The organism is Acinetobacter sp. NIPH 298, assembly GCF_000369505.1.
Lineage (GTDB): Bacteria > Pseudomonadota > Gammaproteobacteria > Pseudomonadales > Moraxellaceae > Acinetobacter.
Map to the genome: position 1 here is coordinate 365376 of NZ_KB850055.1, position 22832 is coordinate 388207.

At 38.0% G+C, this 22832-nt stretch carries 19 protein-coding genes and 1 tRNA gene; 12 read left to right on the top strand and 8 right to left on the bottom strand.

All coding sequences use genetic code 11. The features are described 5' to 3' along the window. Positions 1 to 18: 18 nt before the first annotated feature. Complete coding sequence (locus F903_RS06630; RefSeq protein WP_005195636.1) at positions 19 to 1128, bottom strand: MltF family protein; 1110 nt, start codon at positions 1126 to 1128, stop codon at positions 19 to 21. 375 nt (positions 1129 to 1503) lie between these two features. Between F903_RS06630 and greB the strand changes: the two genes are divergently transcribed. From greB to F903_RS06645, 3 genes are all read left to right on the top strand, one after another. After that, positions 1504 to 1992 carry a transcription elongation factor GreB gene (gene greB / locus F903_RS06635; protein ID WP_005195637.1) on the top strand — a complete coding sequence of 163 codons (489 nt, stop codon included), beginning with the start codon at positions 1504 to 1506 and terminating at the stop codon, positions 1990 to 1992. Between the two features lie 96 nt (positions 1993 to 2088). Then, positions 2089 to 2178 (top strand) — tRNA-Ser (locus tag F903_RS06640). A gap of 575 nt (positions 2179 to 2753) precedes the next feature. Next, on the top strand, positions 2754 to 4052 hold the full coding sequence (locus tag F903_RS06645; RefSeq protein WP_005195638.1) for a dicarboxylate/amino acid:cation symporter: 1299 nt from the start codon (positions 2754 to 2756) through the stop codon (positions 4050 to 4052). Between the two features lie 253 nt (positions 4053 to 4305). Here the strand turns inward: F903_RS06645 and F903_RS06650 are convergent, their stop codons facing one another. After that, positions 4306 to 5187 carry a LysR substrate-binding domain-containing protein gene (locus F903_RS06650; protein ID WP_005195639.1) on the bottom strand — a complete coding sequence of 294 codons (882 nt, stop codon included), beginning with the start codon at positions 5185 to 5187 and terminating at the stop codon, positions 4306 to 4308. A gap of 134 nt (positions 5188 to 5321) precedes the next feature. Here F903_RS06650 and F903_RS06655 point away from each other — a divergent pair, with 134 nt between their 5' ends. Then, positions 5322 to 6737, top strand: a complete 1416-nt coding sequence (locus F903_RS06655) for an aspartate ammonia-lyase (protein ID WP_005195640.1) — start codon at positions 5322 to 5324, stop codon at positions 6735 to 6737. A gap of 64 nt (positions 6738 to 6801) precedes the next feature. On the opposite strand, the gene F903_RS06660 is transcribed toward F903_RS06655, so the two are convergent. The 6 genes from F903_RS06660 to tssH are packed head-to-tail and all read right to left on the bottom strand — an operon-like array spanning position 6802 to position 14355. Then, positions 6802 to 7758: a M15 family metallopeptidase gene (locus tag F903_RS06660; protein ID WP_005195641.1), complete on the bottom strand. Its 957-nt coding sequence runs from the start codon at positions 7756 to 7758 to the stop codon at positions 6802 to 6804. A 3-nt stretch (positions 7759 to 7761) separates the two neighbouring features. Beyond that, positions 7762 to 8355 carry a hypothetical protein gene (locus F903_RS06665; RefSeq protein ID WP_005195643.1) on the bottom strand — a complete coding sequence of 198 codons (594 nt, stop codon included), beginning with the start codon at positions 8353 to 8355 and terminating at the stop codon, positions 7762 to 7764. 10 nt (positions 8356 to 8365) lie between these two features. Continuing rightward, complete coding sequence (icmH, locus tag F903_RS06670; RefSeq protein ID WP_005195645.1) at positions 8366 to 9175, bottom strand: type IVB secretion system protein IcmH/DotU; 810 nt, start codon at positions 9173 to 9175, stop codon at positions 8366 to 8368. A 10-nt stretch (positions 9176 to 9185) separates the two neighbouring features. Beyond that, on the bottom strand, positions 9186 to 10550 hold the full coding sequence (gene tssK, locus F903_RS06675; RefSeq protein ID WP_005195646.1) for a type VI secretion system baseplate subunit TssK: 1365 nt from the start codon (positions 10548 to 10550) through the stop codon (positions 9186 to 9188). Positions 10551 to 10566: 16 nt separating this feature from the next. Further along, on the bottom strand, positions 10567 to 11664 hold the full coding sequence (gene tssA, locus F903_RS06680) for a type VI secretion system protein TssA (protein ID WP_005195647.1): 1098 nt from the start codon (positions 11662 to 11664) through the stop codon (positions 10567 to 10569). A gap of 27 nt (positions 11665 to 11691) precedes the next feature. Beyond that, positions 11692 to 14355, bottom strand: a complete 2664-nt coding sequence (tssH, locus tag F903_RS06685; protein WP_005195649.1) for a type VI secretion system ATPase TssH — start codon at positions 14353 to 14355, stop codon at positions 11692 to 11694. A gap of 376 nt (positions 14356 to 14731) precedes the next feature. On the opposite strand from tssH, the gene F903_RS06690 reads away from it, so the two are divergent. The 8 genes from F903_RS06690 to F903_RS06725 all read left to right on the top strand — a co-directional run bounded on the left by F903_RS06690 (position 14732) and on the right by F903_RS06725 (position 22832). After that, positions 14732 to 15445, top strand: a complete 714-nt coding sequence (locus F903_RS06690) for a hypothetical protein (RefSeq protein WP_034594941.1) — start codon at positions 14732 to 14734, stop codon at positions 15443 to 15445. Between the two features lie 16 nt (positions 15446 to 15461). Next, entirely contained in the window at positions 15462 to 15965 is a 504-nt protein-coding gene (tssB, locus tag F903_RS06695) for a type VI secretion system contractile sheath small subunit (RefSeq protein WP_005195653.1), read from the top strand. Continuing rightward, entirely contained in the window at positions 15958 to 17439 is a 1482-nt protein-coding gene (gene tssC / locus F903_RS06700; protein ID WP_005195655.1) for a type VI secretion system contractile sheath large subunit, read from the top strand. The genes tssB and tssC overlap by 8 nt, the downstream gene beginning before the upstream one ends. A 137-nt stretch (positions 17440 to 17576) precedes the next feature. After that, positions 17577 to 18080 (top strand): Hcp family type VI secretion system effector, encoded by a 504-nt coding sequence (locus F903_RS06705; protein WP_005195657.1) that lies wholly within the window; start codon positions 17577 to 17579, stop codon positions 18078 to 18080. A gap of 74 nt (positions 18081 to 18154) precedes the next feature. Continuing rightward, positions 18155 to 18631, top strand: a complete 477-nt coding sequence (tssE, locus tag F903_RS06710; RefSeq protein WP_005195659.1) for a type VI secretion system baseplate subunit TssE — start codon at positions 18155 to 18157, stop codon at positions 18629 to 18631. Between the two features lie 12 nt (positions 18632 to 18643). Then, entirely contained in the window at positions 18644 to 20452 is a 1809-nt protein-coding gene (gene tssF, locus F903_RS06715; protein ID WP_005195660.1) for a type VI secretion system baseplate subunit TssF, read from the top strand. Next, positions 20416 to 21411 carry a type VI secretion system baseplate subunit TssG gene (tssG, locus tag F903_RS06720; RefSeq protein ID WP_005195662.1) on the top strand — a complete coding sequence of 332 codons (996 nt, stop codon included), beginning with the start codon at positions 20416 to 20418 and terminating at the stop codon, positions 21409 to 21411. Before tssF ends, tssG begins: the two co-directional genes overlap by 37 nt. Then, the gene (locus F903_RS06725; RefSeq protein WP_005195664.1) at positions 21411 to 22832 is read left to right on the top strand and encodes a hypothetical protein; all 1422 of its coding nucleotides are present in this window, start codon (positions 21411 to 21413) and stop codon (positions 22830 to 22832) included. The genes tssG and F903_RS06725 overlap by 1 nt, the downstream gene beginning before the upstream one ends.

The window sequence follows — 22832 nt, forward strand, 5'->3', positions numbered from 1 at the left end:
GTAAGCTTTTTTTTATTTTTAAATATTAATTAGATCACTGGTTTTAATGTGTTCTAAGTAAGCACGAATACGTTTGACGTATTGAACGGCTTGTTTGTGTCGACCATTTTTAGCTTGGTTACGCTGTAAATAATCATATAAATTTACCCATTGATTTGGGTCTTTACCTTGCGCTTTGATCCGTTTTTGTGCCTGACTTACTGCACCTGGTCCCATATTATAAGCCACTAAGGCATACCAGTTACGGTCAGGGTAGGGAACATTGGCAAATTGATCCAGCATCAGATCATAATACTTGGCACCACCTTGGATGCTTTGTACAGGATCAACACGGTTGGTTACACCCATCGCTTGAGCCGTACTATTCGTCAGCATCATTAAGCCACGTACGCCAGTAGGCGACACTGAAGTGGGTTTAAGATAAGATTCTTGATAACCAATTGCTGCCAATAAATGCCAATCTAAATTGTATTTAGATGCACTTTTCTTAAAGCTCGCTTTATAGATGGGTAAACGTTGATTCAAATCTTTTTGAATCGTTGACCAAGATTCAGGTTTAACCACATTGCGGTTGTAAAAAGAAGCAAGCTGCTGTGTTGTACCCAATTGTTTACTTTGGCAAATAAAACCACTTGCTGTCAGTGTGAGAGGATCATCAGCTTGTTTAAATACCCAATTGAATTGAGGATTTAAACCATTTTTGCTTAAGCTATCTTGATCGCCACAACTTGCTGAAAAAGAAACTAATTGTTTATTTTCAATCTGATTTAGATTCGCTGTTGTCATGGCCAGATTGGCTTTGCCTTGGGCGATCCATTTTAATGCAGTTGCATTATCTGGAACTGTTTTAAAATCGAGCTTTACATTTAAACTCTGTGCATAGTTTCGCGCTAAATCATAGCCAAAACCATGTAAAAACTGATCTTCTTTAAATACGATCGTTGGATTTTCAACTGCAACCACGGTTAATACATTGCTTGCCAAAACACTATTGTATTGATGTGATTTTTCAGCGCTCAAGCTATTAAAAGGGAGAATGACCACACCTAATGCTAAAGCTTGAAATGGAAGTTTGGAAGATAAAGAGTTAAGGCTAAGCCTCGACCCAGAACTTGAATTACTGTGCATGTTGTCTCCGCTACAGGTAATTTATGCCCTAAAAGTTCAGCAAAAAAATGCTCTAACTTTTTAAAGTTGATAAATTCAATAAGGGTGGGCAAATCATGACGCCATTCAAAATGACATTGAATTAATCTGGAAAAATGATGTTCGTGTTACACATCATTCACAAAGTGTATAAAAAATAAACAAAAAGTTAACTTAGGGGCGCATAATAAGCGGCAAAAATAGGATTGTCAAATTTTGAACAATAAAATACTGAGAGATTCATCACAACCGCATGATTTGAAAAAGAATAAAATTTATACACTTTAGTGATGTTGAAATAAGGAATACAATGCAACGACTTGTAAACAGACTGTTATATTAGCGTATTTTTTTCTTATGAAATCAAATTTAATTACTCGTAATGGACATGATTTGTTGGTCGCAGAGCTAAAAAAACTCTGGCATGAAGAACGCCCTGAGATTACTAAAAAAGTAAATTGGGCTGCTAGTTTAGGCGATCGGTCTGAAAATGCAGATTATCAATATAATAAACAAATACTTAGGAAAATTGATCGTCGTGTTCGATATCTGGGAAAACGTCTCGAAGAATTGAAGATCATCGATTATGTACCCGAACAAGAAGGAAAAGTTTATTTTGGTGCTTGGGTTGAGATCGAAAATGATGCAGGCGAAAAGAAATCACTGCGTATTGTTGGTGTTGACGAGATCTATGATCATCATCCTCAACATATCTCAATTGAATCACCAATGGCACGTGCATTACTTGGTAAAGCCGTTGATGATGATGTTGAAGTCGATACGCCGCTTGGGAAAAAAGTATGGTATATCAACTCAATTCGTTATGAAAAAAACGAAAATTGTTAAAATAACAGGGTGTTGATTTTATTTTGATCATTTGATGCAAGATTTTGCATAAAAGGTTTGCCAAGGCGCGGTTTTATTTATATGATAGCCGCCATTGGAAGCGTGGCAGAGCGGTTTAATGCACCGGTCTTGAAAACCGACGAGGGTGTGAGTCCTCCGTGAGTTCGAATCTCACCGCTTCCGCCAAATTCAAAAAGTCCTTGTGTAAACAAGGACTTTTTTTATATCTATACTTTTATAGCCCATATCAAAAGTATGGATTAGAGCAAATCCTTGAGTGCGGATTAAAATAAAAAATGAATGGCGATGTTCTCCAATAAATAGTTATAGATACAGAATCATTATTTATAGTGGGGAGTCGATTTAGCATGTCATGAAGCGTGATTGTCGAGTTTATCCTAAAGCGCTTTTTTACAAGATCGTTATAAAAGGTGTGAAAAATTTACTTAATTTATCAAATAAATATAACTCGTATTTCATCTACCAAGTCTTGCTTATTTGAGCTTTGAATCTGAATTTTATTTCATTTATATCACTCAAAAAACATTCAAAATTATGCATTTTTTGCATGAAATATTTAATTTTTGCATTGTCGTTTTTTTTGAAAAAAAGTAACACTTGCCTCTGCTAATTGTTGAGTCAATTGGTTTGTGCTTCTAGAAACGCACAGCCTATCTGATGAGATCAGCATGGATAGTCATCAAAGATCAAATGTATGTTTGTGAGTTGATGCTAAGCGAAATAGGGAAGGAATAACTATTATGAATCAAAAAAAGCTGCTCAAATATATTCTGATTGCGATGATCACAGGAATATTAGTAGGCTGGGCATGTCATAGCACTTTAAGCACTGCACAAACAACAGACATCGCGGGTTATTTTAAGATCGTTACCGATGTATTTCTAAGATTAATTAAAATGATTATTGCACCTTTGGTGTTTGCAACCATTGTTTCAGGTCTAATTTCAATGGGGAAATCATCCTCACTCGGATCGATTACTTTCAAAGCAATGACTTGGTTTATTGGTGCATCGTTCATTTCTCTTTTGCTTGGGATGGGCTTAGCCAATTATTTCCAACCTGGGGCAGGAATGAACCTCAGTATTCCACAAGAAGCTGTGGATGTTGGCGTGAGTGCTTCCAGCTTAAGCTTGCAGACATTTATTACGCATATTTTCCCGCGTAGTTTTGCAGAAGCGATGGCAAATAATGAAATTTTGCAAATTTTGGTGTTCTCAATTTTCTTTGGTTCAGCATTAGCGTATGTACAGCATCAAACGGGTGCTTCAGTCATTGGTCGAATCATCGATGAACTATGCCGTGTCATGTTCCGTATTACCGACTATGTCATGGCAGCAGCACCGATTGCGGTATTTGCAGCAATCGCATCAGCAATTGCAGTTCAGGGGCCTAAATTAATTCTTGATTATAGTATTTTCATCGGGCAATTCTATGTCGGTCTATTGATCCTTTGGATGATCCTCATTTCATTTGGTTATATCTTCTTGAAACGAGATGTTTTTAGATTGATGCGAGCGGTTCGTGAACCAACCATGTTGGCATTTGCAACAGCCAGCAGTGAGTCTGCATATCCAAAAACGATGGAAGCTTTAGATAAATTTGGTGTGCCGAAACGTATTACTAGCTTTGTATTACCTTTGGGTTATTCATTTAATCTCGATGGTTCAATGATGTATATGGCTTTTGCGGTGTTGTTTATTGCACAAGCCTATAATGTGGATTTGAGTTTTGCTCAGCAGGCTTTGATTTTATTAACCTTGATGATCACAAGTAAAGGCATTGCTGGCGTTTCGCGCGCATCTATTGTGGTGATTGCTTCGACACTCGCTATGTTTCAACTTCCAGAAGCCGGTATTTTATTAATTCTTGCAATTGATCAATTTTTAGATATGGGGCGTACTGCAACCAATGTCATCGGAAATAGTATTGCAACCGCGGTTATCGCGCGAACTGAAGGTGATAAGCATGAGGTTGAAGAGCAAGATGAAGTCATGGTTGAACCAATTATTCCAGTCAGTCGATTGGCAGATAATAGTTAAGATTTAAATTATTCCTATAAAATAGACTTCTTTCATCATTCTGTAGCCTTTTGATTTTCTCCAATCAGGTGAAGAAAAATATTTATGAGAGCGGTCTATTGAATAGTTTATATTGTTTTTTAAAAAGCTTTATTTATAGTGATTGTTTAGTTTTTTGGATGTTAATCCAAAATTTAATTTCTAAACAATCACTTTTTTATATTGTATATTTTATTAATTTAATAAATTTAAAGGAATATGAAAGGTATCAAAATTAATGAGAAGTTAATGAGTTCCAAATGTAGCCTATTCGATTTGAAAGTATTATTTCACGTCTGATAATATATATGTTTTGAAATGTATGATAATTTTCCTGATCTACGATCATTAATTTTTTTTCAGAAATCTCTTTTTCAATAAGTAGTTTTGGTAACCATGCAATACCTAAACCTTGTAAAGCTAGTTCTTTTAAGTCACCGGCATTGTCTGTTTCATATAATGTACGGTAATTTAATTTATTCTCAATAACTTCATCGACACAGTTTCTTAAATAAGCTTGTTTACTATAAGCCAACAGTGGGAAAAGCTGATCAAATGAAAATTTTGGTTGGTTATTATTAAGTGCGGTAACGGGGAGGATTTCCATTTTTACGATTTTATGGAAAGCGAAAAGGGAAGGGTCAAGTTGCTGTAACGTTTTTTGATCACAATAACAAATTAAAAAATCACATGAACCATCTTTGAGCAAACGCATTCCTTGTTTCTGGTTGGCTGCAATAATTTCTAATTTTAAGTCTTCTAAATTGAGTGACAAATCGTGGATAAATCTTGGGAAAAATTGCGTTATTAATGAATGCGATACTGCGAATTTAACTGTTAATTCATTGTTTTTAATGTTTTTTTCTAGATAGTTTATTGTTGTTTCAAGTTGGTTCTGGATGTTTTTTGCTGAAGCCAATAAAATTTGTCCAGCTTCGGTGAAGTCGATATTTTTACTATGCCGTTTTAAAATTTGGAAACCCAATGCCGTTTCAATATTTTGAATTCTACGTGAAAATGCAGATTGTGTGACGTGTCTCATCTCTGCTGCTTGGGAGATCGATTTTTCTTGCTCGAGTGCAAGTAAATCTTCAATCCATCGAATTTCCAAGGTCATAACCTATCCTTAACGCCTGCTTATATACATTATAATCTATTATGCAAAAAATGCATGTAGTAATATTTTTTTACATTAGAAAAAAATCAATCTGTACTCTAATATAAATTCATTGTTAAGCAGAGTCTATTTAAATGAATGTTAAGATTAACACACGGACTGAAAAAGATTTATTAGGTAATAAAGAAATTCCATCACATTGTTATTATGGTGTTCAAACTTTAAGAGCAATTGAGAATTTTAATCTAAGTCAGAATAAATTGAGTCAATTTCCCGCTTTTATTAAAGCACTGGCAATGGTGAAGTCTGCATGCGCACATGCAAATTTTAAACTCAATAAAATTGAAGAAAATAAAAATAATGCAATCCAATATGCCTGCCAACAGATTTTAAATAATCAGTATCATGAACAATTTATGGTGGATATGATTCAAGGTGGTGCTGGAACTTCAACCAATATGAATATAAATGAAGTTGTTGCAAACGTAGGCTTAGAATATCTTGGTCATTTAAAAGGTGAGTATCAATATTTACATCCAAATAATGATGTAAACATGTCTCAATCAACCAATGATGTCTATCCAACAGCAATAAAAATTGGCTTAATCACTGCAATTCAACAATTAAATGTACCATTTAACGATTTAATCGAAAGCTTCAGAGCCAAGTCGGATGAGTTTGCCAATATCTTAAAAATGGGACGTACCCAGCTACAAGATGCTGTACCTATGACTTTAGGGCAAGAGTTTGGTGCTTTTGCAACGACTTTGCAAAATGATTTAGATAAATTAAATCAGATCATGCCTGAAGCTTTAAGTGTGGTTAATCTAGGCGGAACTGCAATCGGTACAGGCATCAATACTGAAACGCTGTATCGTGAATATGCCATTGCATCATTGTCAGAGATTACCCAGCGAAACATTAGCAGTGCCCCTGATTTAATCGAAGCAACATCGGATATGGGCGATTTCGTATTGTTGTCGAGTTTGTTAAAACGTACAGCTACCAAACTTTCAAAAATCGCAAATGACTTACGTTTATTATCTAGTGGTCCACGTGCAGGTTTAAACGAAATTTATTTAGAAGCGCGTCAGCCAGGCAGCTCAATTATGCCGGGTAAAGTGAATCCAGTGATCCCAGAAGCAATGAATTTGGTCTGTTATCAAGTGATTGCCAATGATTTGGCGGTTACTCTAGCTGCGGAAGCGGGTCAGCTACAGTTGAATGCGATGGAACCATTGATTGCATTTAAACTGTTCGAATCAATCGAGCTATTAGGCAAAGCGATGCAGATGTTCCAATACAAGTGCATTGAAACGATTCGTGCCAATGCCGAACTTTGTCAGTCACAGGTCGAAAATTCAATTGGTATCATTACTGCGCTTAACCCATATTTAGGTTACGAAACGACCACACGTATTGCGAAACAAGCCAACGAATCGGGACAAAGCGTGCTGGCTTTGATTAAAGCTGAGAACTTAATATCTGATCAAGTCTTGGCAGATATCTTAGCTGTGAAAAACATGGTACATCCGAAGCAATCGGTATAATTCATTGATCTAATTCATGAATCAATTAAAGAAGCCCATATAGATGGGCTTCTTTGTTATACGGCTAAGAAATATTGCTGTTGACCTGACCTTCAGAGGTGAGCATTTCCGCCATTTCTCTGGTTTTCTTCAAGCCAGGCATGCGATATTCAGTATGACCGAAGTCTTTAATGGACTTCCAACGACCACCCCAAGTTAAACCAACTGATTCAGCAACTTGGCCATATAGTTCATAGCCTCTCATCGCCCAAGGATCGCGTTCAGTGATGACCACTTTACCATTTCGTTTAAATGCTACATCGGCAGCCAATCCAAATTGATGGTAGCTTTGGTAACTTCTTGCGCGTGTTGTATTTGGATTTCCTGCCAACATATTTTGACGTTCGGGGCTACGATAACCTTCCAGTAACACCAGCTCATATCCATATTGTTCCTTCATAATCTTAAAGACCATGAGTAACCGCTGCTTATAACGCGGATTCATCTTATCCCATTTACGGTCAACCATGCTGCTATCCAAAGCACCGTGAGAATGAGTGATTGGCACCTCTATTTGTGATGCATCAACCGAACCGCTGTGTTGAGCGAGATATTCTTGTTCGATACGTGTTGCTTCTATGAGTGCATCATGAATTAAGGTGACATCGACTTCTGGCGGTGGGCTTAGTATTTCACCATTCAATAATGCATAAACCTGAGGGTCTGTTTCTTTTAAATAGTCGGCTTCGATACGCGTTGAATTAATTGGACGTGTGAAAGCAAAGATCAGAATACTGGCAAATAAAAAGAAACCTGCAATTAAAATCCACCACTGTTGTAGATGCCAGTGTGATTGGATTTTTTCAGGCGCAGCAGCTTGATGCATGTTTTCTGCAAACTGCATCGCATTGACGATTTTCTTTCTGCTACTGGGAAGTAGTGACTGTAATAATTTTGTGCATTTAGTGCGTAACTCATAAGACATTAACAATGTCAGTGTCACAGCGACCAAAATAAAACAGAAAGAAATAAACCAAATCATTGGCTATTTCAGTTCATTTACAGAAAAGGGCCGTTGGGTCACATTGATTTGTACCGTTGCCTCTGGTGCTTCGGCTTCAACCTCGACCTCTTTTGCTGCATTGGTTTTGGTTGGTTGAGTCGTTATTTTATTTACTTTGTCACTCACAGGTGTTTGCCCATTTTTATTATTGCTGAGCTGTGGAGTCTTTGGTTGTGCTGTTTTTCCCGCATTATGTCCAATTGGGAAAGGCGAGGTTTGTTGTCCTGAATTTACTGGAGGTGGCGCAGCATGTTGGAAGAATTTATTTAACTCACTACTTTGTGGTTGAGTAAAATTACTATCTTCGTCAGATTCAGTGCTTTCTTGAGCAGTAAACTCGATCACGTGAGTGCTTTGAGAATCTTGTTGCATACTTGTTGGGGGTGGCAACAACACTTCTGCCTGTTCAGACTCATTTGGTTCTTGGTGCGACTGGGCTTTAAAAAATATGAAAAATATCAATAAACTAAAGATGATTCCTGATAGGAATCCGATGAATAAATGAATTACAGGAGATAAAGTCTTTTTTTTATTCGTCTGTAATATGCGTAATGAGGTAGGTTTTTCCTGAATCATGCTGCATCAACTAAGGTAAATGGATTGTAATATGTGCTTCTTCTGCGGGTGCTGAAATCACATTTTGATAAGGAGATAAAGCACTCTGGTTTTGTTGGGATAACATAAATTTTAGCCCTGCAAAAGTCAGCGCAGCAAACATCAATAAAAATATTAAGATCCAAAAGAATGGCAGTTCATGATGGATAATATGTTTAATTTGATCGGGGATCGCTGCAAAAGGGGAAAAAGCCGCTTTTTTACCTTTGAGATAATCAATTTCATCGCCGACACGGGCGACCAGATGATTTAAATTTTCAACGGATTCAAGTCTATATTTCCCTTGAAAACCTAAAAGTAAACAATAATGAAAAATCTCGAGTGCAGCTAAGCGATCTTTACCACGACTACGTAGTTGTTCCAAAATTTCAAAAAAACGATAACCGGCTAATTGTGAACCAAACAAGCTGAGTTGCAGAGGGCTAACCAACCACGTATTTTGCAAGTTGAAGTATGCAGCATCTTGTTGAGTGGCGATGGTTTCATCGATTAAGGCGCAAAATGCATATTTAGCATCATGAATATCGTCACTCGAAAATTGAAGTCGTTTCGCTTGTTGCTCAAAACGATTTAATAAATCTAGAATTTTGTTACGGAAATCGCTGGGATTTGAGGGAATATAACGATTACGAATTAAAAATACCAAATAGAATCCGTCATGCAGCAGATCTATCAAATTTGTCGTTTGAGATTTATTTTGCGGGAGATTTGATGCAGGTAAACCTGAACCAATTTTTCCATCATCAAATAAAGAGGGTATGCCCGTCGGATGTTGAGTCATCATTGTTCTCTTAGGTATTCATTACGGCAATAAGTTCAATCGTGATATCTTGAAAACCAGCAGGTACATATACACAAATGGTTTCTGATTCAAGCATCTGTTGATATAACTCGTGATGCGGTTCAATCTCAAAGTAACTTACACCTGAACGAACTGGGATCGCCGTTGGAACTTGCATTAAATGGTGTAGCGGCACGGCGGGTAAAGCAGCTACCACACGTCGCTCAACATCAATGGTGCTACCCACTTTAAATCGCAATGGCACGATCTGAATGAGTTCATGCGTTTGCATTACGCTACTTGAAACGGCAATATACAGACGAGTATCACGGGTGATTTTATCTGACTCAAGACTACCAACCCAATAAGACGGTCGAATTTCTTTCAGGTTAATATTGAAGTAGCGGTTTGAAATAATGGTATCTAATAAGTCTCTTAAGATCACATCCAGTTGTTGGAAGCTTTCTTGAAGTTGATGATGTTTGTAATGTGGCAAATGATCTACGTCATAATTGGTCGAAAAGGTCAGTAATGATCCAGTTAAACGTAAAAGTTCGGAAAATAAACGCTCAGGGTGAATCAGTGGATACTGTAATAAATGATTCAAGCCTGCATAAGACGTGTTTAGTGCGTTAATCAGCCAAAATGAGACAATATCTCCAGAGCGGAACTCAATCAGTTTCTGTTCATTTTCTCGGTTGCTGCTTTGAATGGTTTTGATCTTTGCTTTAATGACATTGAGGGTTCGTTTTAAGTTGCTGGTTAAAGCTTCTGACGCTGCAATGTGCAAAATGGGTGGGATAAATTTCTGATCCAACTCAAAAGAACCTGAACTTTGGCGTTTTAATTTACCAACAGCGAGATATAAAAAACCATCTAGGTTTTGACTCGGCTGAATATGTTGTTCTAGTAGTTTAAATTCTGCGCGACGACGTAATAAGCTGAGATCGGCTGGGCTTGCATCGGTAAATAAATCGTGTGTTTCAGCTAAATAATTATGATAACGACTGGAAAGCGAGTGATCTCCATCCGAAATATTTTTCTTGTTGGCTTGTAAAATAGGTAAAGCAAGATAAACAACCATTTCACCTTTTAGATTGATATCATCCAACAGCAATGGTTCAGGGAGTAGGTCTTGTGCGGGAGCATTATAAATCTCTCCATCTTGCCAGATGATTTCGACTTCTTCTAACGCCAAAATATGGGTTGAAAGTTGCACCTGATCAAACTTGAGTTTTTGTACACCATAAGCATAAGGAACTAACGCGCGAATGGTATGGTTTAAACGCTGCTCGTGATAGGTATCTTGGATCTGGAAATGCTGTGGACGTAAAAATAAGCCTTCGCCCCAAAGAATTTTTTCTGCTTTAAACATATCAATTTACCAGTAATTATTCGTATTCATTCTTTGGCTGAACGCCGAGCATGTCTTGCACCATTTGTAAGGGATGCTCATCTTTAATAACTTGACCCAACCATTCATGTAGTGGCATTTGACTCCATTTAATTGTTTTTTGCAGCATATAGCTCACTGGGCTGTGTGGTTCATTTTTTTGAAAGTAAGTGGCAATCTCTTGCAGTACTTGCATGGCTTGTTCACGATTTTCAACATGCGATTGAACTTGTGGTTGAAAGGACAGTTGATTGTGGGTCATTGGAACCTGAGCTGTAACAGGTTGAGTTGTCGGTGCACTTGGGGTTTCGATTTGGGTTGCGCTTTGTTGGGTAGATTGTTCAAAATGATCGGTTTTATAGATCTTTTTTAGACTGATATGAATCGTATCTAAACTTGAGTCAATCGCTGCAAAACTTGGTGAATCTAAGCCCAATAAGCCATCCAAAACATTTTTAAGTACAGACCATTGCTGGAGGATTTCATTAAAATGTTGGTAGTTTAGATATTGAAAGTTTTTATCTGTATTCAATAAAGCCTGTTCAAATTGCTCTAATTCAGTGCTGTTATTCGTACTGTCATATTCATCACTTTGCTTGCGACGAATATTTTCATGGTAGAGAAAATTGTCATAATCAAGCAAATGATAAAAAGGGGAGTGATCAACTAACGAAACTTTTTTAATCAGTAACGGTAATTGATTAATGAGCCCCTGCAATAAACCAATCCGTTGATCCAGATCATCATCTTCAACTTCTGGGTGGATCGTCAGCCAGTATTGCTCAAGTAAGCGATGGCTTAACTCTAGGCTTTTGGCAATCCCTGAAAAACCGTAAAGATTTGCCCAAGCCTCAGAAAGCCACGTAAGCAAGCGAATGTCTTTACTTTTAGATTGCAGCAAATCAATAGATGTAGATGCAACAAAATCCCAATCAGCTTGCTTAGGTTCAGTAACCCAATCCCCTTGATCAAGCAAAACATCATCTTGCGTTCTCGCTTTTTTGATGGTGTGAAACTCATTGGAAAAAGAGTAATCATCACCACAAGGCGATTGCTCATGAATTGGTGTAAGTAATGGGGATATGTCCATATTCATAACAATTGGGGCTCAATCTCAATAATCTTAAACGTCAGCTTTTGCTTTTCTACTCGCACGCTTTTTAGGTCCTTTTTCAACGGGATCTAATTGGTAGCTAATATCTTCATCTTTGACGTCAATAACGATAAGTTTCGGTAATTTATGCTCAGCTAAAGCAACAAGAATTTCAGTAGCAAGTGAAGGTAATACCGTCGAGTTTAGGATATTGTCCACATTTCGTGCACCACTATCAACTTCAGTACAGCGGTTCAATAGTAGTTCGACGAGCTCTTCAGAATACTGAACTTTAGTGGCATATTGCTTCTCAATTCTAGAAACAATTTTACCCAGTTTATGTTTAATGATTCTGACCAGTAATTCATCATGCAATGGGAAATAAGGAACGATCCGCATACGACCAATAAATGCAGGCTTAAACTGTTTATATAAACTTGGTTTTAAATGTTCCAGCAAGTCTTCAGCATTTGGCCATTCTTCAACAGGTTGGTTTAAGCAAGCCTGCATAATCGCACTTGATCCAGTATTTGAAGTGAGCAAGATGGTTGTATTTTTAAAGTCAATCAGACGACCTTCACCATCTTCCAAAGTTCCTTTATCAAATACTTGGTAGAAAAGCTCTTGTACATCACTATGTGCTTTCTCGATTTCATCCAATAACACAACACTATATGGATTACGACGTACTGCTTCAGTCAGTACACCACCTTGACCATAGCCAACATAGCCTGGAGGTGCGCCTTTTAAAGAGGAAACCGTATGTGCTTCTTGATATTCAGACATGTTAATGGTGATTAAGTGTTGTTCACCACCATACAGCTCATTGGCTAAAGCCAATGCAGTTTCGGTCTTCCCGACACCACTTGGCCCGACCAACATGAACACACCTTGGGGTTTATTTGGATCTTCTAATTTGGCTTTAGAGGTCTTAATGCCTTGCACCAATTGGGTTAGTGCATAATCCTGACCCATGACGCGCTCAGCCAATTTATCTTCAAGCGTTAAAATTTGCTTAATTTCATCATTGACCATATTTCCAACAGGGATACCTGTCCAGTCAGAGATAATTTCGTTAATAATTCGAGGCGTGACACGTTCAAACACCAATGGACTTTGTCCTTGAAGCTGGGTTAAGTCTGTTCTTAACGCGGTGATCTGATCTTTGGTTTCGCTATGTTCATCTTGCGCGTTTAACTGTTGGATCTGTTTCACCAAGGTAAGCTCTTGTTGCCATCGCGCTTCAATCTCTTGTATTTCATTTTCTAAAGTCGAAAGCTCTTGGTTAAGCAGCTCTAAACGCTCATGATGAATCGGGAACTGCTGATGTTCTTGCGTTAAAATTTGCTGTTCTAATTTTAGATTGTGTTGTTGAGCTTTGAACTGGTCAAGGATTACTGGTTGGGCATTTTGAGTTAATGCCACACGAGCCGCTGCGGTATCTAATACACTAATCGCTTTGTCTGGAAGCTGACGTCCACTGATATAGCGATGAGAGGCATGAACAGCAGTGACAATCGCTTGATCATCAATATGTAGGTTGAAATGGTTTTGCATGACAGGAATCATGGCACGCAGCATATCGATGGCAACCTCTTCAGTCGGCTCTTCCACTTTTACCACTTGAAAGCGGCGACTTAGGGCTGCATCTTTCTCAAAATACTGTTTGTATTCTGCCCATGTTGTTGCGGCGATGGTTCTTAACTCACCACGTGCCAAGGCTGGCTTGAGTAGATTGGCCGCGTCATTTTGTCCAGCTTGGCCACCAGCACCGATCAGAGTATGTGCTTCATCAATAAATAAAATAATCGGGTGAGTGGAGGCCTGAACTTCTTGAATGACTTGTTTTAAGCGATTTTCAAACTCACCTTTAACACTCGCGCCCGCTTGTAATAGCCCCATGTCTAATACGTGCAGTTGTACATTTCTCAATGCTTCTGGGACTAAGCCCTGCGATATTTTTAATGCGAGACCTTCAACAACCGCCGTTTTACCTACACCAGGCTCACCTGTCAGAATCGGATTGTTCTGCCGACGACGCATCAAGATGTCGAGCATTAATCGGATTTCAAACTCTCGCCCAATAACAGGATCAATCTGTCCATTCTGTGCTTTTGCAGTGAGGTTGATGGTGTATTGATCTAATGCAGGTGTTTTGATGACCGTTGCCGTTTTTTCTTTTGGTGCTTCGGTAGATGCTGTTGGTGCTTCAATTTGGGTTTGTTCGCTACTTTGACCACAAATATCCAAAAACTTATGTTTCATGGTATCGATCGGGAATAGCTCAAATAAGCTCGATGCTCTGAAGGCAATTTGTTGTAAATCAGGTGCCGTGAGCAGTGCAATAATTAAATGGCTACTGCGAATCAAAGGTGTTTGCTCAGCAGAAGCTAATAACCATGCTTGTTCAAATAGCTTAACAATTGATTTTGCAAATATCGGAGTACGAGTATTGCCTTTGGGTAGAGAGGCAATTGTTTCTTTTAAATCCTGAGTTAAAGCTTCTGCGGAAATATTATTTTTTTGTAATAAAATAAGTAAATCATTCACTGGACTTTGATTTAATAACTCTACAAATAAATGCTCAATCTCAATCTCATAATTCAATTGATTAATGCAGTAATTGGCAGATTTTTCTAATGCAGCACGAGTAGGAGGTGATAGTTTTGTAATTAAAACCTTTAAATTACTCATTTATTACTCACAATAATTTTGAATATCAAGCCCCGCTAAGTAAGTTCAGACTTGATATTGTTGTTATATCTAAAATATATTTTCTGAATAAAATCAAAAACTTAGCTTTACTCTGTCTGAGTGTACAGATTATTCTACAACAAATGATATTAATTTTAAATAGAAAGTGAGTACTAATTCTTAAAAAAATATTTAGTAATATAATTAAAATAATTTAATAATGTTAGAAAACGTAAATAGTATTGACTTTCTATGTGTTTTTTTTGTTAAATTCGCCACAATGTTCTAGCTGCACGAAATTGAAGAGTAAGAGGGTTTTTTAAACAATAATTGTCAACTCTTCAATTATATAAGTTAAATAATTATGAGGCATATTTTGAAAAAAGGTATTGTAGTATCAATTATTTGTATGGTTATGGGTAGTTTGGCTTACGCAGATGATCAAGAAATAAAAAATGTTGATCAGGAGGTTGAGCTGACTGATCAAAAAATAAAACCCGTTAAGTTAAAAAGAAAATGTATTAAACAAAACCCATTGGTCGCGGGTCAAACCGATCAAGCATTATTGAAAATTTATCAGCAGGTTTGTGATAAATCGAATGCTAGTCAAGTCAATGATTTATTGGCTCAAGCAGCGATGCGAATGTATGAGCTGAAACAACCCATGAATGCTTTGACGTTGGCAAATGAATTGCAACAAAAAAATATTCAAGGCGCGACGTTGACTGATGTCACTTTCTTGGCGGGTGTTGATATTGCAAATAATGCATTACAACACATGCGAACCGATGAAATGCGTTATCTCAGTACAGATTTAACTTATCCACCTGCTAAACAGCTTAGCGAAAATATTCGTACTGCATTACCTGCGCCTGTGATTACGACCAAGGTTGTAGAGGAAGCTCCTAAAAAAGAAGCTCGAAGTACGAGCACCGCGAATCGACGTGTAGTAAGTCAACCTAAAGCACGAACCACTTCTGCACCGCGTAACACCACACAGACTGCTGCACCAGCAAGTCGTCCGACAACCACAACACCAAGTGCTGTTCGACCGACAGGTACGAATCCATTCGCTTCGTTGAAAAAATAATCAAGGGTATAGAGTTATGGCAAAAAGAGAAAGCGTACAGAAAAAATTGCAACGTATTCGTCCTCCTCGTGTGCAGCTCACTTACGATGTCGAAGTGGGTGATGGTAGAGAGTCTAAAGAATTGCCTTTTGTCGTTGGGGTGATGGGCGACTTTTCTGCTGCTTCAGAGCTTGAAAAGACCAAATTAAAAGACAAGAAATTCATCAATGTTGATTTGGACAATATTGATGAAGTGATGGAGTCTTTAGCACCGAGAGCAGCATTTCAAGTTGAGAATACATTGACTGAAGAGGGCGGACGTATGTCTGTCGACTTAACTTTTAATTCAATGGAAGATTTTAGACCTGAGCAAGTTGTACAACAGGTTGATCCTTTACGTAAATTGGTTGCAGCACGTGAACGTTTAACTGATCTTCGAAATAAGATTTCGAATAGTGAACGTTTAGAAGACTTATTGGATGACGTGCTAAAAAATACAGATCAAGTACGCCAACTGAGCGCGGAGGCGGAAAATGAGTAATTTACAAGCTGCAACTGCATCAAATGTAGAAGCTGAATCAGCAAATTTGCTTGATTCGATCGTAGAGCAAAGTCGTATTGCCCGTAATGATGACGAGCATGTCCGCGCTAAAAGTTTGATTGGTGAGTTAGCCAAAGAAGTGATGGCAGGGACGATCACAGTTTCGGAAAATATGACCTTATCGATTGATAAGCGTATTGCCGAAATTGATGCTTTAATTTCAAAGCAGCTTAGTGAAATCATGCACCATGAACAGTTTCAGAAAATTGAATCAACATGGCGTGGACTTTATTATTTCTGTCAAGAAACACCTTCGCACTCAATGATTAAAATTCGTATGTTAAATACGACCAAAAAAGAGTTGGTGAAGGACTTCCAAGGTGCAACAGACTTTGATCAAAGCACTTTGTTTAAAAAGATTTATGAAGAAGAATATGGCTCATTTGGTGGTGCACCATACGCTGCGTTAATCGGTGATTTTGAATTTGATCGCACGCCTTCTGATATGTATTTATTAGAGCAAGTTTCGCATGTTGCAGCGGCTGCCCACGCGCCATTTATCTCTGCTGCGAGTCCAAATATTTTAGGTCTTGAATCATTCACTGATATCGATCGTCCACGCGATGTTTCAAAAATCTTTGAAACCGCAGAATATGTGCAATGGCGCTCTTTCCGTGAGAGCGAAGATTCACGTTATGTTGCCCTCACCATGCCGCATGTTTTAGGGCGCTTGCCTTATCATCCGAAAGAAGGCACAGCAACGGAAGGTTTTAACTTCATCGAAGCGGTAACCGGTGAAGATCATAATGATTACTTGTGGATGAATGCAGCTTATGCCTTTGGTACACGTTTAACCAATGCTTTCGATGCACATGGTTGGTGTGCTGCGATTCGTGGTGTAGAAGGTGGTGGTTTAGTTGAAGGTTTGCCAGTGCATACTTTTAAAACCTCCGATGGTGAAGTTGTATTTAAGTGTCCAACAGAGATCGCGATCACTGATCGTCGAGAAAAAGAACTCAGTGACCTCGGTTTCATTCCACTGGTTCATTGTAAAAATACAGACTATGCCGCTTTCTTTGGTGCGCAATCTGCACAAAAACCGAAGAAATATGACAGTGATACTGCCAACGCAAACTCTGCACTTTCAAGTCAGATCCAGTACATCATGGCTGTCTCACGTATCGCACATTATTTAAAAGCAATGATGCGTGACAAAGTGGGCAGCTTTGCATCAGCAGGTAATGTTGAAGCCTTTTTGAACGAATGGCTCTCACAATATGTTTTGCTTGATGATGGTGCATCTCAAGAGGCGAAAGCACAATATCCGCTTCGTGAGGCATCAGTAAAAGTTGTAGAAGATCCTGCACAGCCAGGTCACTACAAATCTGTGGTCTTTTTAAGACCACATTTCCAGCTGGATGAGTTGTCTGTTTCTTTGCGACTCGTGACTGAACTACCGCAGTCCTCAAATTAAAAAATGAGATCAGCCAAAAGGGGAGGTTGATACTTCACAAATGTTTGCGACTAAAGATGTTTTTTAGACGATTCAATACATAGCTGAGGTGTCAACAGACCCTAAAATAACTTTAAATAAACAGAGGTAATTTTTAAATGAAAGATATATACGTTGAGTTTCGTGGCAAATACAAGGTTGATGGAGAATCTCGCGATTCAGAGCACAAAGGTTGGCTAGAAGTTAACTCTTGGTCTCACAAAATCCGTCAGCCTAAGTCTGCGACTTCAAGTAGTGTTGGGGGGCATACTGCTGAGCGTGTTGAGCACGAAGATATGATTTTCCTTAAAGATTTGGATGCAACTAGTCCTAAACTTTGGGAAGCATGTTCTGCTGGTTATACTTTTGATGAAGTACAGATTGATTTTTATCGTGCAAACGGTGATAAGCGTATCAAGTACTTACAAATCAAATTGAAGCACGTTTTAGTTTCAAGCGTAACCCCGATCGTAAATGAAGAAGGCGTTCCAACTGAACAGTTCGGTTTGAAATATGCTGCTGTTGAGTGGACATATAACCAACAAGATATTAACGGTACTGCGAAAGGTGCTGTAACTAAGAAATGGTCACTTTCTAACAATACAGCATCTTACGCTGCATAATTAGAATCGTGATTTTTCATAGAGGTTAATGATTCATTAACCTCTATTTCCCTTATCTTTCTGTTTTATCAAAAATGAATTTAGATCATTTATATCCATATGGGTTTAGGTCAACATTGTTTGATCGCTTATTGCCTGAGCATGAAGATTATTTAAGGGGATTGTCGATTCAACAATTACGGGAGTCGGTTGCTCGTGATTTGGAGGATCTACTCAATACCAGAATTGCGCAGTTTGATACTGATATGGATGAATATCCACTCGCAAAAAAGTCTATTTTGCAGTTTGGAATCATTGATTTCGTTGGACTTTCAACCGCGAACCCGTTGGATCGAGATAAGATTTGTCAGTCTATTGAGCAGTCTATTGCGGCACATGAGCCAAGGTTGCGACAGATTAAAGTCGAGATGTTGTTAGATGGGCATAATATGGGGGCATTGTGTTTAAGCATTCAAGCTTACTTAAATATTCATCCGTTATATGAACCCGTTTTTTTTGATGCTTTATTGAAACCGACGACACAACAATATGTTATTTCTGCAAGAGCTTAGCGCGAGAGAACTGTGATAGAACAACTTTTACCGTATTATGAAAAACAATTACAAGAGTTCGGTCAACAATCTAGAGAGTTTGCGCAGAAGTATCCAAAGATTGCTCAACGATTATCACTGAACCAAGAACAAATTGATGACCCTCATATTGAGCGGTTAATTCAGGCTTTTTCATTGATTGCGGCACGAATCGATAAAAAATTAGCAGACAGCTATGACGTATTTACTTATTCGTTATTTGAGGTGATGTTCCCTCAATATCTGCGTCATTTTCCAGCCTGTACTGTGGTCAGTTTTGAAGATATTAATAAAATTAAACAACTGACATCACCACATGTTATTCCTCAAAAAACGGCATTAAGATCACGTAGTTTTAAAGGTGTGCAATGTGAATTTAATACCAGCAATGAAGTTCGTTTATTACCCATCGCGTTAACGGATTTGGATTTTCAGACTTCACCCAGTACGCATATGCATCTGAATCAGAATGCAACCTTGAGTTTAAAGTTTGAGGTGTTTAATGATGCTCAGTCTTGTGTGCTTGATGAAAAACTGCCAATTTATTTAGATGCGATCTCAAATTTTCCATTACAAGTCTTAGATAGTATTTTTCAGAAAGAAACAGCTTTTTCAGTACGGATTGGATCACGTATTGTCGAGATTCCCAATCCATTTTTGGTGATGGGTTTCACTGAGCAAGAAAGTTTACTTCCTGTTGATCAACATACGCATCATGCTTATCGGTTGTTGATGGAATATTTTTGTTTTCCTGAAAAATTTAACTATCTCAATCTCGATTTAGGTCAGTTGAAAGGCATCCTACAACAACATTCAAGTTTTGAAATTTTGATTCATCTTAAATTGAATCTAAATGATCAGGCTGTAGTGCGTAATTACTCAGAATTGAATATCGCAAATTTTAAATTATTTACCACACCCGCAATTAATCTGTTTGAGAAACAGGCTGAGCCACAAAAAATAGCCCATACCCAATTGCAATATCCACTGGTAACAGATGCGCATCATCCTGAGCTATATCAAGTGTATTCAGTGATTGAAATGAATATGGTGCGGGAAAAAACCAATCAGGAACAAACCTATTTACCTGTGCTCCCTTTCTTCGCTATGAGCCATTACCATAACGATAAAGTACAGTTTTTTTATGCATTGAATTACTTTCCATCGTCCAACAAAACCATGCAGATGGGATATTCAATTGTTTCGAAGCATTTAAAACCGTATGAAATAAAATCTGATTTTATTAGTACTAAATTGTTGTGCTCAAATGGTGATTTAGCACATGAGGCTTTGGGTCAAAGCAACAATATTTTAAATTTAAACGATAGCAGTTTGGCTCGACGTGCTTTGATTCTCAAACGTCCAACGTCTCCTTTTGAGTTTGATAAAAATAAAAATGAACAGTGGCGAATTATTTCGCATTTGTCATTGAATACTTTGGCATTGATGAAAGGGGATGCGCTGAGCCACCTCAAAGAATTGTTAGCTTTATACAATTTGCCACATTCCAAAGAAAATATTTTATTGATTGACGCATTGAAAACATTAAGTTTTTCGACGACCAATAAATTGGTCAATGCCAAACCATTTCCGATGTTTATTCGGGGAGTGAAAGTAGAGTTAGGTGTAAATCGAAGCGTCTTTAGGGGGCATAGCTTATATATTTTTAGCCAGTTACTCAGCCATATCTTTAATCTTAAAGTTCAGATCAATAGTTTTGTTGATGTGGTTGTTAAAGATAGTCTTAACCAACAGGAGATATACCAATGCGTTCAGAACGTTGGTGGCAAGACGCTTCTGTAGTTGATCAGCTCTTTAAAAAGGCGGGTACTTTTGAGTTTATCCAGTCAGCTCGGCTATTGCGGCATGTGCCTCATGCACCTGTGTCTCGAAATTGGTCAGAAGATTTTAAGTTTGAAACATCATTTAGTTTAAGCTTTCCTGCCACTGAAATTGAAGAATTACGCTATCAAGATGAACGTATTTATTTGACAAATCTTGTTGTGGGTTTGACAGGCACACAAGGTACACTGCCTTATACCTATACCAATAAATTAAAACAAAGTTCGAGACAGCAAAGACTCGAAGCGAAAGAGTTTTTGGGGTTGTTTAATCATACTTTGACCGCGAAGTATGTTGATGCAAGCCTGACTTACAATTTACCGATCCGTTATGAAATCGAACAGGATAATCATTACCTCGATATTCTGCATGCCTTAAATGGCTATATTAGTTCCCAACATGAGCAGCAAGATTTAGAAGAATACTTTGCTGAATTTGCAGGCTTGATGCAAGGACAGAACAACACCGCACATGCCTTGAAAACGGTATTAACTTGTGTATTTAATGAGCAAGTATGTATTCAGGAATTTGTGAAAGAAAAATTTCAGTTAGGTGACGAACAGAAGACCAGTTTGGGTGGGAAAAATCCAAGCTTGCTGGGGGTGAATACCTTTTGTGGGGATACGGTACAACAAATCGATGGCAAGATTGAAATACAAATTGGTCCATTGAAGCGAGAGCAGTATTTGGCTTTTTTACCCGAACAACCATTAAATAAAAAATTGAAGCATTTGATCCAAACGTGGTGTAGCCCAACATTGTTTATCGATGTTCGACTGATCTTGGATAAAAGTGAAATTGGCCCAATGGGTTTAAATTCGACCCATAATATTGGTTTAGGGCAAGGGGCGTTTTTAATGCCATCCACACAATTACAACATAACATCGAAACGCGTTATGCACTGTTAGGGGCGGCATAATGATCAAGAAGATTATCGCAATATTTATCACTTGTTTCATCTTGGTCGGGTTGGTTGTGATTTATTTTTGGCGTGATACCCAATATCAACCAGAATCAGGCGATCTCATCCATTATTTCCTTATATTACCTTTAATCATCACCTCAGTTTTGATTTTACCGTGGTTGATATATCTGGCTTTTCAAAAGTATAAAGATAAAAAGCAACAAGCCTTAGCCACTGAGCAAAGTCAAAATGTTGAAGCTACTGAGCAAAAAGAAGTCCAAAAAAGCACGTGGTTAGAACTGAACATTTATGCGGCAGGAGCATACAGTGCTTTAGGTGAAAATGATTCAACGCTTGATGGTATTAAAACGCTTGCTGGGCCGTTGTTGGATAGTAATTTATCGGATGCGCATGGATCGCCAGTTTTGTCTTATCGTATTGAGGCATTGGATCAGTTGCTCAGTGAAGATACAGCTGCAGATATGCAATTTGTCAGCATGCGTCAGCAGCGAATCACGTTACTTATTCATCATCAAATTCAACAGCATAATGAAATGTTGAGTGCTATCTCAGATCATTTACAACGTTCTAGTTTGTTTTATGAAAGCCAGAATTTGCATGAGTACCGTATGCATCCTGCTTGGATAGATCCGACCGTGTCGAGTGATGAGGAAACTGAATTAAAACAGATTGAGCAGGTCTATCGTTTAGAGAAGCTCAACCTGCATATTATACTTTCTGAGGATGTGATTCACACTTGGAATGATCAAAGCAGTAATGACGGTATTCAGACCATTTTCTATGATGTAGGGATCATTCCACAGAAGTTTCATATCGAATATCATTTTGTCAGTCGATCATCTGTGGATCAGTATGTGGTTGAGTTGTTTGATCGAATCCAAAAACAGCCACACGACATTTCATTGATCATTGCAGCTGATTCTGAACTTGATCAAGAAATTATCGATGAAAAAATGTGGGGCAAAAAAGCCTACATACCTGCTGAATATGTCAGCAGTTTTTGTGTTGCACCTGCGGTGGTTGAGATAAAACAGTTACAACCTTTAAAAACCTTAAAGCTTGTATCAAATCAAAATAATTTAAAGCAAATTTTTGATGAGCTAGATATTCATGATTTACCACAATATGAGGATGAGGCGCCTTTTGTCTTGGTGATTGAAGATGGTTCCGATGTCAAAGTTGTTAAAAAACTAACGCAGTTTTTTGCAGAGAGTCCAATTGAACCGCATCATTATCTTTATTGCCAACCGATGGCTGGGCACACTCAAAACGTCGCAAAAGTTTTTGGATTGATGTTGGGGGCACAGCTTCCAGATCCACAGGTTGCTTTTGTGTATAGCCAAAATTTTAAAGCATTTATTCAAACTTTTTCTGAGATTAAGCAAGATCAGGAAAGCGTTGCAATTGCTGATTGA

What these genes read in the sequence shown, in the direction of transcription:
- F903_RS06630 (WP_005195636.1), bottom strand. Translation starts at nt 1,128, where the DNA reads ATGCACAGTAATTCAAGTTCTGGGTCGAGGCTTAGCCTTAACTCTTTA.
- greB (WP_005195637.1), top strand. Translation starts at nt 1,504, where the DNA reads ATGAAATCAAATTTAATTACTCGTAATGGACATGATTTGTTGGTCGCA.
- F903_RS06645 (WP_005195638.1), top strand. Translation starts at nt 2,754, where the DNA reads ATGAATCAAAAAAAGCTGCTCAAATATATTCTGATTGCGATGATCACA.
- F903_RS06650 (WP_005195639.1), bottom strand. Translation starts at nt 5,187, where the DNA reads ATGACCTTGGAAATTCGATGGATTGAAGATTTACTTGCACTCGAGCAA.
- F903_RS06655 (WP_005195640.1), top strand. Translation starts at nt 5,322, where the DNA reads ATGAATGTTAAGATTAACACACGGACTGAAAAAGATTTATTAGGTAAT.
- F903_RS06660 (WP_005195641.1), bottom strand. Translation starts at nt 7,758, where the DNA reads ATGATTTGGTTTATTTCTTTCTGTTTTATTTTGGTCGCTGTGACACTG.
- F903_RS06665 (WP_005195643.1), bottom strand. Translation starts at nt 8,355, where the DNA reads ATGATTCAGGAAAAACCTACCTCATTACGCATATTACAGACGAATAAA.
- icmH (WP_005195645.1), bottom strand. Translation starts at nt 9,175, where the DNA reads ATGACTCAACATCCGACGGGCATACCCTCTTTATTTGATGATGGAAAA.
- tssK (WP_005195646.1), bottom strand. Translation starts at nt 10,550, where the DNA reads ATGTTTAAAGCAGAAAAAATTCTTTGGGGCGAAGGCTTATTTTTACGT.
- tssA (WP_005195647.1), bottom strand. Translation starts at nt 11,664, where the DNA reads ATGAATATGGACATATCCCCATTACTTACACCAATTCATGAGCAATCG.
- tssH (WP_005195649.1), bottom strand. Translation starts at nt 14,355, where the DNA reads ATGAGTAATTTAAAGGTTTTAATTACAAAACTATCACCTCCTACTCGT.
- tssB (WP_005195653.1), top strand. Translation starts at nt 15,462, where the DNA reads ATGGCAAAAAGAGAAAGCGTACAGAAAAAATTGCAACGTATTCGTCCT.
- tssC (WP_005195655.1), top strand. Translation starts at nt 15,958, where the DNA reads ATGAGTAATTTACAAGCTGCAACTGCATCAAATGTAGAAGCTGAATCA.
- F903_RS06705 (WP_005195657.1), top strand. Translation starts at nt 17,577, where the DNA reads ATGAAAGATATATACGTTGAGTTTCGTGGCAAATACAAGGTTGATGGA.
- tssE (WP_005195659.1), top strand. Translation starts at nt 18,155, where the DNA reads ATGAATTTAGATCATTTATATCCATATGGGTTTAGGTCAACATTGTTT.
- tssG (WP_005195662.1), top strand. Translation starts at nt 20,416, where the DNA reads ATGCGTTCAGAACGTTGGTGGCAAGACGCTTCTGTAGTTGATCAGCTC.
- F903_RS06725 (WP_005195664.1), top strand. Translation starts at nt 21,411, where the DNA reads ATGATCAAGAAGATTATCGCAATATTTATCACTTGTTTCATCTTGGTC.